The following is a 13,711-nucleotide window of genomic DNA, read 5'->3' on the forward strand; positions in this document are numbered from 1 at the left end:
CAGGACTTATCAATGTCCCGTTAGCTCTTATTTTTGCATATTTACTTTAAAAACCATGGTGAAAAATGGAGTCAGAAGATAACCAATGAAAAATCCAAGTACATTTAAGATGAGATCATCAATATCGAGGCTGCCTCTCTCCGTAATATATTGAAGTAATTCTATCAAGGATATGGAAAGGAGAGGGATAAAGATTTGTTGTATTTGCGTATGCTCTTTAAGCTTCAGGAAAATTCCAAATGGTATGAACAAGGCTATATTTGCACCCAAGTTATAAAAAGAAATCAAGCCGTTCACTGTTCCGGATAAATATAAGCTAATCGTTGAAAAGGGAATCAGATTAATCGAATGATAGTTTTGGTCGCTGGGCCGAAAGAATAGCAATATGATTAATGCGATGGAATAAAGTAAAATTATCATCCGAATTTTTGAAAAGGCAAGATGAATGGTTTGTTTACGCAATAATAAGATTAGGAAAAACAACGCCAAAACCATACAGAAGAAAATAACCCCCAGCACAACAGTGTGAAGGTAGACTACTAATTGAATAAGGATAGGATAAAGTACTATAGATAATGCAATAGCTGTTATCAAGGAAATTAAAATTGATTTTTTCATGCAAAGGTCCTCATTATTGATTTCTTCCATTATAACACCGATTCTATTATTGTTTTCCCTATTTTTTGGGAAAAGTAAGAGTAGATTTCACTTTTAACGTAAATGGGGGATTCAAATGGAGTTAGATTGGATATGGAAGGCAGTTGTAATTATTTTTGGAGGAACTTTACTTTTGCGAATTGCTGGAAGAAAATCAATATCACAGATGACATTAGCACAAACGGTAATTATGATAGGTATTGGGTCACTGCTCATACAGCCGGTTGCCGGTGAGGATTTATGGACAACGCTTGGAGTCGGTGGAGTTCTTGTTTTAACATTGGTTTTAATGGAGTACGCTCAAATAAAATCAGATATTATTGAGCAATTTATCACTGGTAAAGCAAAGATTATCATTGAACAAGGAAAAATAAATGAAGCAAACTTGAGGAAAGTAAGGCTCACCGTGGACCAACTTGAGATGAACCTAAGACAACAAAATGTTGGGAAAATTAGTGATGTTGAATGGGCAACACTTGAGCCTAATGGTACAGTTGGGTTTATTTTAAAAGATGAATCACAGCCAGTAACAAAACGACAATTTCAACAGCTGCATCAAGAAATACTTACAATAAAAAAATTGTTACAACCAATGATATCAGGACAACTGTCAGAAAAATCCCCAAAAAACATCCAACAGGATCTGTTTACCGAAATAGAAAATCATGCCCACGAATCTGAACCACCTAAACATTTACAGTAATGAATAGAAGTCTATTTACCTGCGCCCATTCCTGGGACATCTATCCTGCATAAAGTAAAAGGAAAGATTTTATGTAAGGAGGATGAATAATATGATGAATGGAAACAGATTTGGTGGACATCACAGCGGGCACCACGGCGGGCACCACGGCGGGCACCATGGCGGGCACCATGGCGGACATCATGGCGGGCATCACAGCGGGCACCATGGGCACTATCATGGATATGGTTATGGAGGATTTGGCGGAGCTCCGTTTGTGGGAGGTTTACTTGGCGGCTTGGCAGCAGGAGCATTGAGTTCCCCTGGCTACGGCGGCTACCCCTACCCGTACCCAGCACCATATCCAGTACCAACACCATATCCAACAAGCTACTACCCATACGGCGGCTACCCTGCCTATTAATAAATAAAACCAGTCCTTTCAGCCGAAGGGACTTTTTTTGTTTTAAAAAACAAATTTTCCAATTAAAAACTTGAACTATTGAATTCCTCTTTGAATATATTTAATCAAAGGTAAAAAAGGGTGGGTTGTTGTTATGAGTATCCTCGTTAACCATTTGTCAGAACCACGCAAGAGAATCATTGAACGGTTAAAAAATAAAGGATCTCAGGCAATAAGCGAGCTGGCTGGAAGCTTGGATATTAGCGGTGAAGCCGTACGTCAACACCTCGTACAACTAGAAAAGGAAGGGTGGGTTACTCGCTTTTCAGAAAACAAAGGTGTAGGTCGTCCTTTATGGCAATACCGCTTAACCACAGCAGGTGAACATCTATTCAAAAAAAATTATGATCAATTAATGATTGAGGTCTTCGATACACTATCACTCTTAGGGGAAGATTTACTAAAAAACTTGCTTGCAGCCATGATTGAAGAAAGAATTCGCCAGTGGGAGCCCAAGTTAACTGGATTAACGACGAGCGAACGTTTAGATGTATTAAAAGACTTTTATAAGAAAGATGATTCATTTATGGAATTAGAAAATAACCAAAATTCTTATGCTCTTATAGAGCGGAACTGTCCATTCCATAATGTTGCTATAGAACGGCCTATACTTTGCAGTGTAAGCGTTTCAGTATTAACTCATTTATTAGGATGTTCTGTAAAGAGAGAGAAACGACTGCAGAATGGTGATGGATGTTGTGCTTTTCGGATTTTATTGAATGAACCTATTACCGAAGACACTTCCCGTATCATCATGGAGGATATTAATCCTACAAATTAAAAGAGGGATGATGTGGTCATGAAGAGTGAGCAGATGCTTATTTTATGTGAAAAATTCCCACATTTATTTAACAAACAAACTATTGAGGAAAATGGGACCATAGCCAATGTCTCATCTTTTACTGAAGCCATCAAACAATTAATTACACTTTGCGGTGATGACCCAGAGCGCGATGGCTTACAAGAAACTCCCTATAGACTACTAAAGGCCTTTCTCGAGTACACACAAGGGTATCATGAAGACCCAAAGCTTCACTTGGAAAAAACGTTTGATATTCACCATAAAGGACTTATTTTGGTAAAAGATATTGAGTTTTACTCCTTATGTGAACATCATTTTTCTCCATTCTTTGGTGTCGCACATATCGGCTATATCCCAAAGGAGAAAATAACCGGTCTCTCGAAAATGGGGCGCCTGGTGGAAGGATACGCCAAAAGATTCCAGGTTCAAGAGCGGCTTACCACACAGATAGCAGAGGCCATTGAAGAAGTTTTAAATCCAGAAGGTACGATTGTGGTAGTAGAAGCGAAACATATGTGTATGTGCTCAAGAGGTATAAAGAAGGCGAACACCGTTACCACAACATCAAGTCTTCTTGGCATTTATGAAAATCGGCCAGATCTTCGGGCTGAATTTTATTCACTTATCAAAAATAAAAGGGAGTAAAGAAATATGGAAAATAAGATAAAAATATCTGATAATGGCCCATTGGAAGTAAGCGGAGATTTTCAAATAGTTGATTCAGATGGAAATGAATATATAAAAAAGACAAAAGTTTATCTGTGCAGGTGCGGACTATCTAATAAGAAACCATTTTGTGATGGTTCTCATAAAAGAGGCGGATTTACTAGCAGCCCAAGAGCAGCAGAATAGTATTATTTAGACAAAGCCTAAAGATGACATCATCATGATGTCATTATTTTTTTGTATATAACCAATCATGCAGAGCCTTTTTTTATAAAAACTGGTTAAGACAGAGTTTGTCTTTAACCTTTATCTCCTTCTTTAAATACTATAGTAGTAAAAGGCAGGTGAGAAACATGTACTTGGTCGGTTTTTATTCTCCAAAGGCAAAATCAGGTGTTACGGAATTATCATTATCTGTTTATCATTGGCTCAAATTAAATACTGATTTATCGGCTGCGTTTATCTCGTATGGGCCCTTAGAAAAAGAAAGGCTTTCTGATGAAGTCATACATGATTTTTCTAAATTGACCATAACAGAACAAAAACGAATCGTAAAGAAAATGAAGAAAGAATTCGATATTATTATCTATGATGCCTCGAGTCAGCTTTCTGAAGGAGTATTAAAACTTTTGCCTATTGTGGATCGATTATTTGTGATCGGTGAAGAAAATACTGATTTTGCTGTCAAACTCCATCAAATCATCCAATTTAACAAGATTTTTGATAAAAGTGTCAAGAATTTCATACAACATTTAAAAGGTAATAAAACCTTTATAATACGTGAAAATAAAGAAGGCCGTGTCATTGGCTTCAATTACACAAAAAAAGAAACAAATGATATTGGGCAAATGGTATATAGAGATTATGTAACACGATATTTAGAAGAAAAATTTATTGAAAAAAACGAAAAAATCTTTAGAAAGATTAAACAAATTCCAAAAGAGACTTTGTTTCGCGGCTTATATGAACTTGGAATTGATTTTGAGAAAGCACTGCTCTTTCACGAGTATGTTCTCTTACGGGAAGCATTAGGTCAAAATTATCATGAAGCACTCGAGTATCTATTCCCTCTATTAATAAATTCATCATTCGAAGAGATACTAGAAAAATTTCAGAATGAAATCAAGTTTATCGCAAAACTTAAACTAACCTAAAAGCCAGGAGGCATCATTCCTGACTTTTTTTCCATTACAGCTATAAAATATGGTAATTACTACTTAACAAATTGTCCAACTACGGTATAATATTATTTGCTATAACCTATCATTTTAGATAATGGTTGAAGATGCAATCTATTTCTATTACTATTCTTATGTAGAGTCAATATTGAAAGTGAGTGGACAGTATGGGCCGTAAATGGAACAATATTAAAGAAAAGAAAGCCTCAAAGGATGCAAATACAAGCCGGATTTATGCAAAATTTGGAGTTGAAATTTATGTAGCAGCAAGAAGGGGTGAACCAAACCCTGAATCCAATCAGGCTTTAAAATTTGTATTAGAACGTGCAAAAACGTACAATGTACCAAAACACATTATTGACCGTGCCATTGACAAAGCTAAAGGTGGTTCAGAAGAAAGCTACTCTGAGCTTCGATACGAAGGTTTTGGTCCAAACGGATCAATGGTGATTGTTGATGCATTAACCAACAACGTAAACCGTACAGCATCCGACGTTCGAGCTGCATTTGGTAAGAATGGCGGAAACATGGGAGTCAGCGGATCTGTTGCTTATATGTTTGACGCCACAGCGGTTATCGGGCTAGAAGGCAAAACAGCTGATGAAATTCTTGAAATCCTAATGGAAGCAGATGTAGACGTACGTGACATCATCGAGGAAGATGAAGCGGTTATCGTTTATGCTGAACCTGAACAGTTCCATGCGGTGCAAGAAGCATTTAAGAACGCAGGAATTACAGAATTCACTGTTGCAGAATTAACGATGCTGCCACAAAACGAAGTAACTCTTCCAGAGGATGCACAAGCCAAATTCGAAAAAATGATTGACGTTTTGGAAGATCTTGAAGATGTTCAACGAATTTATCACAATGTCGATTTAGGTGAATAGTACTTATTGAGGACCTTTGTTTTAACAAAGGTCTTTTCTATTAGATTATTGGTAAGGATGGTTTGACTATGGCAAATACGTTTAAAATTCAACAGCCCAAAATTCCGGAAGGTTTAACACAGGAACGATTTCAACCAATGGAAGAGCCTTATTATGAGATGTGTATTATCAGTGATTGTTCCATTATGAGTGAAGAAATACATAGAATACGCTTTGAACAAGTCATATTCAAAAATGTAACTTTTATCGATGTTTCATTTAAAAATATTGACCTAACAGATGTGATATTTGAGCACTGTGATTTATCCAATATAGATTTTAGCGATGGAAGTATTCATCGCGTTGAATTTAAAGACTCTAAAATTCTTGGCCTAAATCTTTCCGGTGCCTCACTTGGTAATGTGTTATTTAAAAATTGCAATTCAAATATGATATCGTTTGGAAATGCCAAACTTAAACAGGTACTCTTTGATACCTGTTTACTTCGCCATGCTGACTTTTATGAATCCAATTTTAATAAAACAGCCTTTAAAGAATGTGATTTAAATGAAGCAAATTTTGAACAAACACCATTAAAGGGAATTGATTTAACTACCTGCAGCTTTGAGCAAATAAATGTTTCGATACGAGACATAGCTGGCTGTGAGGTTACAGAACATCAAGCCTTAGGATTTGCACGATTATTAGGATTGATAATAAAATAGAAGTTATTATGGAGCACTCGTTACGATTGCTCCCTTTTTAAGGGTTTCGAAGAAATTAAACACATCCCGCTCGAGAATAGCATGAAACAAAAATGAATATGACAAACTAATAAAAAAAGGGGATATATATATGAAACAAGGTCTGGATTCTAAGGTACTTTCAGTATTAGAAGATAAAATCCAATTAATTAGAAGTGATAAAGGAGCCATTTATTTAGTCGGACCGATCAAGCTTCCTGTTAATTTATATGGTGAAACCGTGGAGTTCAAATGGTACTGCTGGTTAAATTGTACAGAGGTAACCGAGGACTTCGAAAGGATCATCGATAAATTATCATCTTCCAACCTAGCTGAATTTCAACAGTCAAGTGTCTTAGTTTATGGCGACTTTGAATATGGGGATGATGCCATTATCCGCATGCATTCCATTTGTCATACGGGTGATATCTTCGGCAGTAAACGCTGCGATTGCGGCTACCAGCTTAAGCAATCGATGAAAATGATTCAGGAGCATGGAACAGGTGCTTTATTCTATTTAGCTAACCATGAAGGAAGAGGAATCGGCTTATTTAGCAAAGCAATGGCCTATGTACTGCAAGAGAACGGTTATGACACAGTAGAGGCGAATGAAGGTTTAGGGTTTGTTGATGACTCAAGGAACTATTCCGACGCCATTCAAGTTTTAAAGGCTATTCGCCAAAAACCGGTAACATTAATGACCAACAATCCCAAAAAATTAAATGCATTAAAAGAAGCTGGTTTAGAGGTTTCGGGACGCAAGCCACTATGGGGAGATGTTTCCGAATATAATGAGAAATACCTACAAACAAAAATAAAGAAATCAGGTCATCTAGGAGACGCTGAGAGGACATATTCCAATGACTAATCATGAATTTTATATGGACTTGGCATTAAAGAATGCACAGGCGATGAAGGGCCAAACAGATCCAAATCCATTGGTCGGTTCTGTAATTGTGAATGATAACCGAATAGTAGGAATAGGCACTCACTTAAAGGCAGGAGAACCCCACGCTGAAATTCACGCAATTCGAATGGCGGGTGACAAGGCTAAAGGCGGTACTATTTATGTGACACTTGAGCCCTGTTCACATCATGGAAGGACAGGACCTTGTGCTGTAGCAATTGTAGAAGCAGGGATTAAAAAAGTTGTGATTGCAACATTAGATCCAAACCCAGTTGTTTCTGGAAATGGTGTGAAGATATTAGAAGATGCCGGAATTGAAGTGGTCATTGGGATTCGGCAGGAAGAATCACAAAGGATGAATGAAGTTTTCAATAAGTTCATTGTGGAGAAAACACCATTTGTGACACTGAAAGCTGGAATCACTCTAGATGGAAAAATTGCCACACATTCTTTTGATAGTAAATGGATTACATCTGAGGAAGCAAGAAGAGATGTTCATCATCTAAGAAATGAAAATATGGGGATTCTTGTTGGGGTAAACACGGTAATAAAAGATAATCCCGAGCTTACCACACGAATACCAAATGGCCGTAATCCGATTCGGATCGTTTTAGATTCTAATTTAAGAACTTCTTTAGAGTCTAAGGTTGTTACAGATAAGCTGGCTGAGACATGGATCTTTACCAGCGAAATTTTCGACAAGGAAAAGCGAATAGTGCTAGAGGATTCTGGAGTTTCCGTATTTCAAACTACCGGAGGAAAGCATGTGAATCCTGCTGAAGTCCTTAAAATATTAGGAGAAAGGCTGGTGTCTTCTGTTTTAATTGAAGGAGGAGGCACAATCAATTGGTCTTTTCTAGAGAAGAAATTAATTGATAAGGTTGTTCTCTATGTTGCTCCAAAAATCATCGGAGGTCACAATTCTCCGTCATTCCTAGCTGGGGCAGGTTTTGATAAAGTGAAAGACGCAGTGCATTTAGAGGATTTATCTTTGCAGCAAGTTGGCAATGATTATAAATTTACAGGCTATCCGATTTACACACATAAGGGGCAGTGAAATGAAATTTGGTTTTGATATCGATGATACATTGATCAACCTGCGAGAACATGCATTTACCATATACAATAAAAGGTTAAATAAAAATGTACCAACTAAAATTTTTAATGAGTTAAAAAGAGTTGAAATTCACGAGCCCTTTGGCTTAACCGATGAAGAAGGCAGTGAAATGTGGAAATCTTCTTTGGAGGAAATTTATTATACAGACTGCCCGCCTTTTCCAAATGCGGTCGAAACCTTACAGAAGTTGGATGAAAATGGACACGAAATCTACTACATAACCGCAAGACCAAAAGAACATGGAGAACGGACAAAAAATTGGATGATGAAACAAGGCTTCCCTGTTCGGAAAGGTCGCTTTTTCTATGGGATGCAGGATCATGAGAAAGTTGAAATTATCAAAGAGCTAAAGCTGGATTATTACTTTGATGATAAGGCGGAGGTATTAGATACACTTTCAACTGATTCGTTAAAAGTGTTTGTCAGAGACCAATCATATAATCGTCATTTAGACTATCCCCGGATCCTTGACTGGTCAGAATTAAATGAAGTCTTAAAGAATGAGCTTTAATAGAGAAGACAGATGGAATTAAAAAGCCCATCTGTTTTTTTGTTTTATATAAATAGATGGTAACTAGAGAAAACTTGCGTAAAACTGCAAAAAGGATAAATGTTTGCGTTTACATTACATTTCACAAATTTGTCACAATCAGATATACTATCTTCTGTTCACAACGGCCCTGACTTTCATGAGAGTTGAAAGTCACAAAAAAAGAAATGAAATGAGGTATTACATGAAAAGTTACACAATAAAAGAACAATGGTTCGGGAACATCAAAGGTGATGTATTATCAGGAATTGTTGTTGCAATGGCATTAATTCCAGAGGCAATTGCCTTTTCACTTATTGCCGGAGTAGACCCAATGGTTGGTTTGTATGCATCCTTTTGTATTGCTGTCATAATCGCCTTTGTAGGTGGAAGACCTGGAATGATTTCGGCTGCAACCGGTGCAACTGCTTTGGTTATGGTAACGTTAGTTGCTGACTATGGGTTACAATATCTACTCGCTGCAACCATTCTTACTGGTGTGATACAAATAGTAATGGGTGTACTTAAATTAGGACGTTTAATGAAATTTGTTCCCCGGTCTGTTATGATTGGATTCGTAAATGCACTAGCCATCTTAATCTTTTCAGCGCAGCTTACACACTTTACAGGTGAATCCTGGGCAATGTATGCAATGGTGGCAGGAGCTCTAGCGATTATATATATTTTCCCGCGTTTTACGAAGGTAGTTCCCTCTCCATTAGTTGCGATTATCACCATTACTGTTATTGCCGTCATGACTGGAAGTGGCGTACGTACAATTGGTGATATGGGAGAATTGACTCAAGAATTGCCATTTTTCTTAATACCTGATATTCCCTTCAATTTTGAAACATTAAAGATTATTTTCCCTTATTCACTATCGATTGCCATCGTTGGTTTGGTAGAATCTCTATTAACAGCATCGATTGTCGATGATATGACGGATACGACAAGTGATAAGAATAAAGAAGCAAGAGGGCAAGGTATTGCGAATATTGTTTCAGGATTTTTCGGTGGGATGGCAGGCTGTGCCATGATTGGACAATCTGTTATTAACGTGAAATCTGGCGGCCGAGGCAGACTGTCTGCTTTGGTGGCTGGTGTCTTTTTAATGGTGTTAATCATACTTTTAAACGATTTTCTTGTTCAAATTCCTATGGCTGCATTAGTTGGAGTTATGTTTATGGTTTCAATCGGAACATTTGATTGGTCATCGATTAAAAACATTCATAAAACCCCTATTTCTGATACACTCGTTATGATTGTGACCGTGGGGACGGTTCTTGTGACCCATGATTTATCAAAAGGTGTTTTAGTAGGAATTCTATTAAGTGCAGTTTTCTTTGCTTCTAAGATTTCTAAGGTAAAGGTAACTCCCCTGGCTAAAGAAGGTGCACACAGAAAAGTTTACACTGTTTCAGGACAATTGTTCTTTGCATCAGTTACTGAATTTGTTGAGAGTTTCAATTATTCCGATTCAGTGAAAGAGGTAGCCGTCGATTTGACACAAGCCCATTTATGGGATGATTCAGCTGTCGGCGCTATTGATAAGGTTATTATGAAATACCATCAGAATGGAATTAATGTTCAGTTAATAGGTCTTAATAAAGAGAGTAATAAGCTGCTAGAAAAGCTGGCACTTCACAACAAACCAGACGGTCTTAAAAAGGCAGTCGGGCATTAATAAAAATAGAAACACGCTGATCATTGAAAATCAGCGTGTTTTTTTGTTCAATAGAACTTTTCACAACACAAAACGATCATATTTTTCAAATATTACATCGTTTGTATTCGACATAAACACTTAGCTCGGAGTATTGGATATTTAGGATTTTTAGTACATTTTTGCAAGTTGCAAGGAATATCGTCGAATAACCGTTTTACTCGTCGTAATTTATAGATATGTTCCATTTCATAAGGGTGCTACAATGAAGGCGGATAAGTATTACATAAGCAGAGATTTTAGTTGTAAAGGAGGGATTCCCATGAAAAGAAAACAATGTGTTGCCATGTTATTAGCAGGAGGGAAGGGATCAAGGCTGAAGGAACTAACTAAAAACGTAGCTAAGCCGGCCGTTCCCTTTGGAGGTAAATACCGGATTATTGATTTTGCACTAAGTAATTGCAAAAACTCTAGCATTGATACCATTGGAGTCCTTACACAATATAAACAGGAAAGCCTTCAAAACTATATTGAAGATGGTAAAAAATGGGGGTTAAATCGGAAAATTGGCGGAGTGGCAATACTGCAGCCGAAACAACAAGATCATAAAGAAGGCGGCTATGAAGGTACCGCACATGCCGTTTTCGAAAATCTTCGCTATATTGAAAATCAAAACCCAGAATATGTACTCATTCTTTCAGGTGATCACATTTACAAGATGGATTACAGTCAAATGGTAGAAGAGCATAAGCGTTCTGGAGCAGATGCTACCATATCTGTTATCAAAGTCCCTTGGAGTGAAGCCAGCAGATTCGGAATCATGAATATTGATCCTGAGTCAAATCGGATCATCGAGTTTGAGGAAAAGCCAGTTTATCCCAAATCAAACTTAGCTTCAATGGGGATCTATTTATTTAATTGGTCCATTTTAAAAAAATTCCTAGTTAAAGAAGAAAACAATCCATTATCTACAAAGGATTTCGGCAAGGATGTGATTCCTTCTATGATTCAGGAGAACTGCACCCTGCATGCCTATCATTTTAATGGTTATTGGAAGGATGTTGGTACGGTTCATAGCTTTTGGGAGGCTCATATGGACCTCCTATCCGTAAACACTAACCCGATCCTAAAAGATGAGGAATGGATCATCTATACCAATGGAATGAGCCATCCCCCCATGTATTTAGATGGAAATGCCTCACTGCATCAATCCATAATAAGTGAAGGATGTAAGGTTTATGGAAGCGTGGAAAATTCCGTATTGTTTTACGCTGTGACAGTAGGCCAGGGGGCAATCATTAGGGATTCTGTTGTTTTACCAAATACCATCATTGGGGAAAACGCTGAAATTTATCGCTCTGTTGTTGGAAGTGGAAGTGTGATCTCAGCAAATGCAAAAGTAGGAACATCAGCACCATTTAGTGAAATTACTTTAATAGGAGATAATGAAACAGTTAATCCTCTGGTATATCGATAATATTTTTGCGAAATCACCATGATTTCGCATTTTTTATTGCTTTCATAGAGAGAATAAAAGAGATTTGACTAGATTGTAAATTTGTTTTATTATTATCTCATGTTCAAGATATCCGAAATCAAAATAACTTACAACACTGGTGACCTAAATATAATCTTGGAGGCAGATAGCAATGAAACACGTGTTTAATAAGGGGAAAAATGGAACAAAGACAACTTTTTTGATGCTGCATGGTACAGGCGGAAATGAATTAGATTTACTGCCTTTAGCTGGAATGATTGATAGTGAAGCAGCTGTATTAAGTGTTCGTGGAAATGTTCTAGAAAATGGTATGCCCCGATTCTTTCGAAGACTAGCGGAAGGGGTGTTCGATGAACAGGACCTTATTTTCCGAACAAAGGAATTAAATGAATTTCTTGATGAAGCAGCGGTAAAGTATGAGTTCGACCGAGATAATATCATTGCAATTGGCTACTCAAATGGTGCGAACATTGCAGCAAGTTTACTATTTCACTACGAAAATGCACTCAAGGGTGCAATTCTTCATCATCCAATGGTACCTAGAAGGGGAATTGACCTTCCCAATTTAGAGGGTAAGCACGTATTTATTGCAGCTGGAAACAATGACCCGATTTGTCCACCATCGGAATCAGAGGAATTAAAATCGTTATTAGAAAAAGCAAGTGCACAAGTTGTTCTTCACTGGGAGCAGCGAGGACACCAATTGATCAGAGAAGAAGTAGAAGCAGCCGCAAATTGGTACCATAGATTGTAAAGAGAAAGAAAGCTAATCGAAATTCGATTAGCTTTCTTTCTCTTTTAGGAAATCACCGATTTCATTTGAGAGAATGGCCGCTTCCCATGGGTACCAATAATAGGAAGTACCATCATACTGGATATCATATTTGTAAGCGATCGGCTGCTCTGAATACAAAACAATTTGATAAAAATCGGGGTCACCATTTTCCATATTGGGAGAGTAATTCGATGCTTCCGTACCATTCTGTAATAGTTGAATCAGGTGAGTTATTTCTTCACTACTCGTATATTTACCTAGAAGTTTATTACCTTCAGTTGTATAGGGTTGATAAATTTCCACCTCATATACTTTATCAAGTGCTGCATTCTTAAAATGCCACTGTTGATTATCAAGGTCTCGTGACTGATATACTTTATAGCCATTAATTTGGCTGGAATCCTTTACTGCAATTAAATTCGGCTGCCCCTTAATTGAAAATATTTCCGTTCCTTTTTCATGGAAGGCAGCATCCCCATTCTGAATTTTATAGTTTGGATTTGTAACATTGTCAGCAACTTTATATTTAACACTGCCTAGTTTTTCTCCAAGGTACTTTTCATCTGCAAGGACACCAGAATATATCCCGTCGTAATCAATGTCCTCCCACTTAATAAAATCGACCCAATCAATAACCGCATGACCGTCAAATGGTGTTGAACGGCACCCGGCTAATACAAACAAAAGTAAAATAAATAGAACCCATTTTCTCATCCCATCACCCCTATATCTATTTAGACGGATGATACCCTGAATGGTTCCACTTCTATAGATTATTCTTGATTAAAACAACAGGCAGACCCAATCAGTTTTGGGCTGCCTGTTGTTTATTTTAGTTTATTATATTCATTTTTTATTTCTTCCACTGTCTTATCAATTTGCTCTCCCCAGTGATCATTCACTGTTTTAAAAACGACCTTTCCTTCTTTATCAAGCATTCCGTAGCCTCTATATGCTACATCACCATTTTTCATCCCCATGAAATCAATTAATTCCAAATCGGGATCCGAAACGAAGGGAAGACTTTGACCATAAATGCCTTTTAATTCTTGATATAATTGAAGCTGTTCTTCGGGTAAATCTTTGCTAATGACATAGATTTCTACATCCATATTTTCTAATTTACCGATATTCTCATGCAACTGAACTAGTTGCTGGTGACAGA

Annotated in this window: 16 protein-coding genes and 1 pseudogene; 14 read left to right on the forward strand and 3 right to left on the reverse strand. The window is 37.3% G+C overall.

Translation table 11 applies throughout. From position 1 onward, the window contains the following. Nucleotides 1–27 precede the first annotated feature (27 nt). Nucleotides 28–618 carry a VanZ family protein gene (locus SFC47_RS12505; RefSeq protein ID WP_411254627.1) on the reverse strand — a complete coding sequence of 197 codons (591 nt, stop codon included), beginning with the start codon at nucleotides 616–618 and terminating at the stop codon, nucleotides 28–30. Nucleotides 619–733: 115 nt separating this feature from the next. Between SFC47_RS12505 and SFC47_RS12510 the strand changes: the two genes are divergently transcribed. The 14 genes from SFC47_RS12510 (at nucleotide 734) to SFC47_RS12575 (ending at nucleotide 12,525) form a co-directional block, all read left to right on the forward strand. Then, complete coding sequence (locus tag SFC47_RS12510; protein ID WP_411254628.1) at nucleotides 734–1,360, forward strand: DUF421 domain-containing protein; 627 nt, start codon at nucleotides 734–736, stop codon at nucleotides 1,358–1,360. A 91-nt stretch (nucleotides 1,361–1,451) separates the two neighbouring features. Then, a complete protein-coding gene (locus tag SFC47_RS12515; protein ID WP_411254629.1) occupies nucleotides 1,452–1,763 on the forward strand; it encodes a cobalt transporter in 312 nt (103 codons plus the stop codon). Between the two features lie 133 nt (nucleotides 1,764–1,896). After that, on the forward strand, nucleotides 1,897–2,583 hold the full coding sequence (locus SFC47_RS12520) for a helix-turn-helix transcriptional regulator (protein ID WP_411254630.1): 687 nt from the start codon (nucleotides 1,897–1,899) through the stop codon (nucleotides 2,581–2,583). 18 nt (nucleotides 2,584–2,601) lie between these two features. Beyond that, nucleotides 2,602–3,249, forward strand: a complete 648-nt coding sequence (gene folE, locus SFC47_RS12525) for a GTP cyclohydrolase I FolE (RefSeq protein ID WP_411254631.1) — start codon at nucleotides 2,602–2,604, stop codon at nucleotides 3,247–3,249. A 6-nt stretch (nucleotides 3,250–3,255) separates the two neighbouring features. After that, a complete protein-coding gene (locus tag SFC47_RS12530; RefSeq protein WP_411254632.1) occupies nucleotides 3,256–3,456 on the forward strand; it encodes a CDGSH iron-sulfur domain-containing protein in 201 nt (66 codons plus the stop codon). A gap of 167 nt (nucleotides 3,457–3,623) precedes the next feature. Further along, on the forward strand, nucleotides 3,624–4,424 hold the full coding sequence (locus tag SFC47_RS12535; RefSeq protein ID WP_411254633.1) for a hypothetical protein: 801 nt from the start codon (nucleotides 3,624–3,626) through the stop codon (nucleotides 4,422–4,424). 191 nt (nucleotides 4,425–4,615) lie between these two features. Beyond that, nucleotides 4,616–5,335 carry a YebC/PmpR family DNA-binding transcriptional regulator gene (locus tag SFC47_RS12540; RefSeq protein WP_411254634.1) on the forward strand — a complete coding sequence of 240 codons (720 nt, stop codon included), beginning with the start codon at nucleotides 4,616–4,618 and terminating at the stop codon, nucleotides 5,333–5,335. Nucleotides 5,336–5,403: 68 nt separating this feature from the next. Beyond that, the gene (locus SFC47_RS12545; RefSeq protein ID WP_411254635.1) at nucleotides 5,404–6,039 is read left to right on the forward strand and encodes a pentapeptide repeat-containing protein; all 636 of its coding nucleotides are present in this window, start codon (nucleotides 5,404–5,406) and stop codon (nucleotides 6,037–6,039) included. A gap of 130 nt (nucleotides 6,040–6,169) precedes the next feature. Next, entirely contained in the window at nucleotides 6,170–6,925 is a 756-nt protein-coding gene (locus SFC47_RS12550) for a GTP cyclohydrolase II (RefSeq protein ID WP_411254636.1), read from the forward strand. Further along, on the forward strand, nucleotides 6,918–8,021 hold the full coding sequence (ribD, locus tag SFC47_RS12555; protein WP_411254637.1) for a bifunctional diaminohydroxyphosphoribosylaminopyrimidine deaminase/5-amino-6-(5-phosphoribosylamino)uracil reductase RibD: 1,104 nt from the start codon (nucleotides 6,918–6,920) through the stop codon (nucleotides 8,019–8,021). Before SFC47_RS12550 ends, ribD begins: the two co-directional genes overlap by 8 nt. A 1-nt stretch (nucleotide 8,022) precedes the next feature. After that, complete coding sequence (locus SFC47_RS12560; protein WP_411254638.1) at nucleotides 8,023–8,592, forward strand: 5' nucleotidase, NT5C type; 570 nt, start codon at nucleotides 8,023–8,025, stop codon at nucleotides 8,590–8,592. 223 nt (nucleotides 8,593–8,815) lie between these two features. After that, a complete protein-coding gene (locus tag SFC47_RS12565) occupies nucleotides 8,816–10,294 on the forward strand; it encodes a SulP family inorganic anion transporter (RefSeq protein ID WP_411254639.1) in 1,479 nt (492 codons plus the stop codon). Nucleotides 10,295–10,595: 301 nt separating this feature from the next. Continuing rightward, nucleotides 10,596–11,750 carry a glucose-1-phosphate adenylyltransferase gene (locus SFC47_RS12570; RefSeq protein ID WP_411254640.1) on the forward strand — a complete coding sequence of 385 codons (1,155 nt, stop codon included), beginning with the start codon at nucleotides 10,596–10,598 and terminating at the stop codon, nucleotides 11,748–11,750. Between the two features lie 172 nt (nucleotides 11,751–11,922). Continuing rightward, a complete protein-coding gene (locus SFC47_RS12575; protein WP_411254641.1) occupies nucleotides 11,923–12,525 on the forward strand; it encodes an alpha/beta hydrolase in 603 nt (200 codons plus the stop codon). Nucleotides 12,526–12,552: 27 nt separating this feature from the next. On the opposite strand, the gene SFC47_RS12580 is transcribed toward SFC47_RS12575, so the two are convergent. Together SFC47_RS12580 and SFC47_RS12585 are read right to left on the reverse strand one after the other, a co-directional pair. Then, nucleotides 12,553–13,260 carry a hypothetical protein gene (locus SFC47_RS12580; protein WP_411254642.1) on the reverse strand — a complete coding sequence of 236 codons (708 nt, stop codon included), beginning with the start codon at nucleotides 13,258–13,260 and terminating at the stop codon, nucleotides 12,553–12,555. 113 nt (nucleotides 13,261–13,373) lie between these two features. Then, nucleotides 13,374–13,697: pseudogene (locus SFC47_RS12585) on the reverse strand (redoxin domain-containing protein); the annotation flags it as partial. Nucleotides 13,698–13,711 lie beyond the last annotated feature (14 nt).

It is taken from the genome of Neobacillus niacini (assembly GCF_046591715.1).
GTDB lineage: Bacteria > Bacillota > Bacilli > Bacillales > Cytobacillaceae > Neobacillus > Neobacillus niacini_L.

Bases quoted from the DNA above. Each gene is read 5' to 3' on its own strand.
- SFC47_RS12505 (WP_411254627.1), bottom strand. From the start codon at position 618: ATGAAAAAATCAATTTTAATTTCCTTGATAACAGCTATTGCATTATCT.
- SFC47_RS12510 (WP_411254628.1), top strand. From the start codon at position 734: ATGGAGTTAGATTGGATATGGAAGGCAGTTGTAATTATTTTTGGAGGA.
- SFC47_RS12515 (WP_411254629.1), top strand. From the start codon at position 1,452: ATGATGAATGGAAACAGATTTGGTGGACATCACAGCGGGCACCACGGC.
- SFC47_RS12520 (WP_411254630.1), top strand. From the start codon at position 1,897: ATGAGTATCCTCGTTAACCATTTGTCAGAACCACGCAAGAGAATCATT.
- folE (WP_411254631.1), top strand. From the start codon at position 2,602: ATGAAGAGTGAGCAGATGCTTATTTTATGTGAAAAATTCCCACATTTA.
- SFC47_RS12530 (WP_411254632.1), top strand. From the start codon at position 3,256: ATGGAAAATAAGATAAAAATATCTGATAATGGCCCATTGGAAGTAAGC.
- SFC47_RS12535 (WP_411254633.1), top strand. From the start codon at position 3,624: ATGTACTTGGTCGGTTTTTATTCTCCAAAGGCAAAATCAGGTGTTACG.
- SFC47_RS12540 (WP_411254634.1), top strand. From the start codon at position 4,616: ATGGGCCGTAAATGGAACAATATTAAAGAAAAGAAAGCCTCAAAGGAT.
- SFC47_RS12545 (WP_411254635.1), top strand. From the start codon at position 5,404: ATGGCAAATACGTTTAAAATTCAACAGCCCAAAATTCCGGAAGGTTTA.
- SFC47_RS12550 (WP_411254636.1), top strand. From the start codon at position 6,170: ATGAAACAAGGTCTGGATTCTAAGGTACTTTCAGTATTAGAAGATAAA.
- ribD (WP_411254637.1), top strand. From the start codon at position 6,918: ATGACTAATCATGAATTTTATATGGACTTGGCATTAAAGAATGCACAG.
- SFC47_RS12560 (WP_411254638.1), top strand. From the start codon at position 8,023: ATGAAATTTGGTTTTGATATCGATGATACATTGATCAACCTGCGAGAA.
- SFC47_RS12565 (WP_411254639.1), top strand. From the start codon at position 8,816: ATGAAAAGTTACACAATAAAAGAACAATGGTTCGGGAACATCAAAGGT.
- SFC47_RS12570 (WP_411254640.1), top strand. From the start codon at position 10,596: ATGAAAAGAAAACAATGTGTTGCCATGTTATTAGCAGGAGGGAAGGGA.
- SFC47_RS12575 (WP_411254641.1), top strand. From the start codon at position 11,923: ATGAAACACGTGTTTAATAAGGGGAAAAATGGAACAAAGACAACTTTT.
- SFC47_RS12580 (WP_411254642.1), bottom strand. From the start codon at position 13,260: ATGAGAAAATGGGTTCTATTTATTTTACTTTTGTTTGTATTAGCCGGG.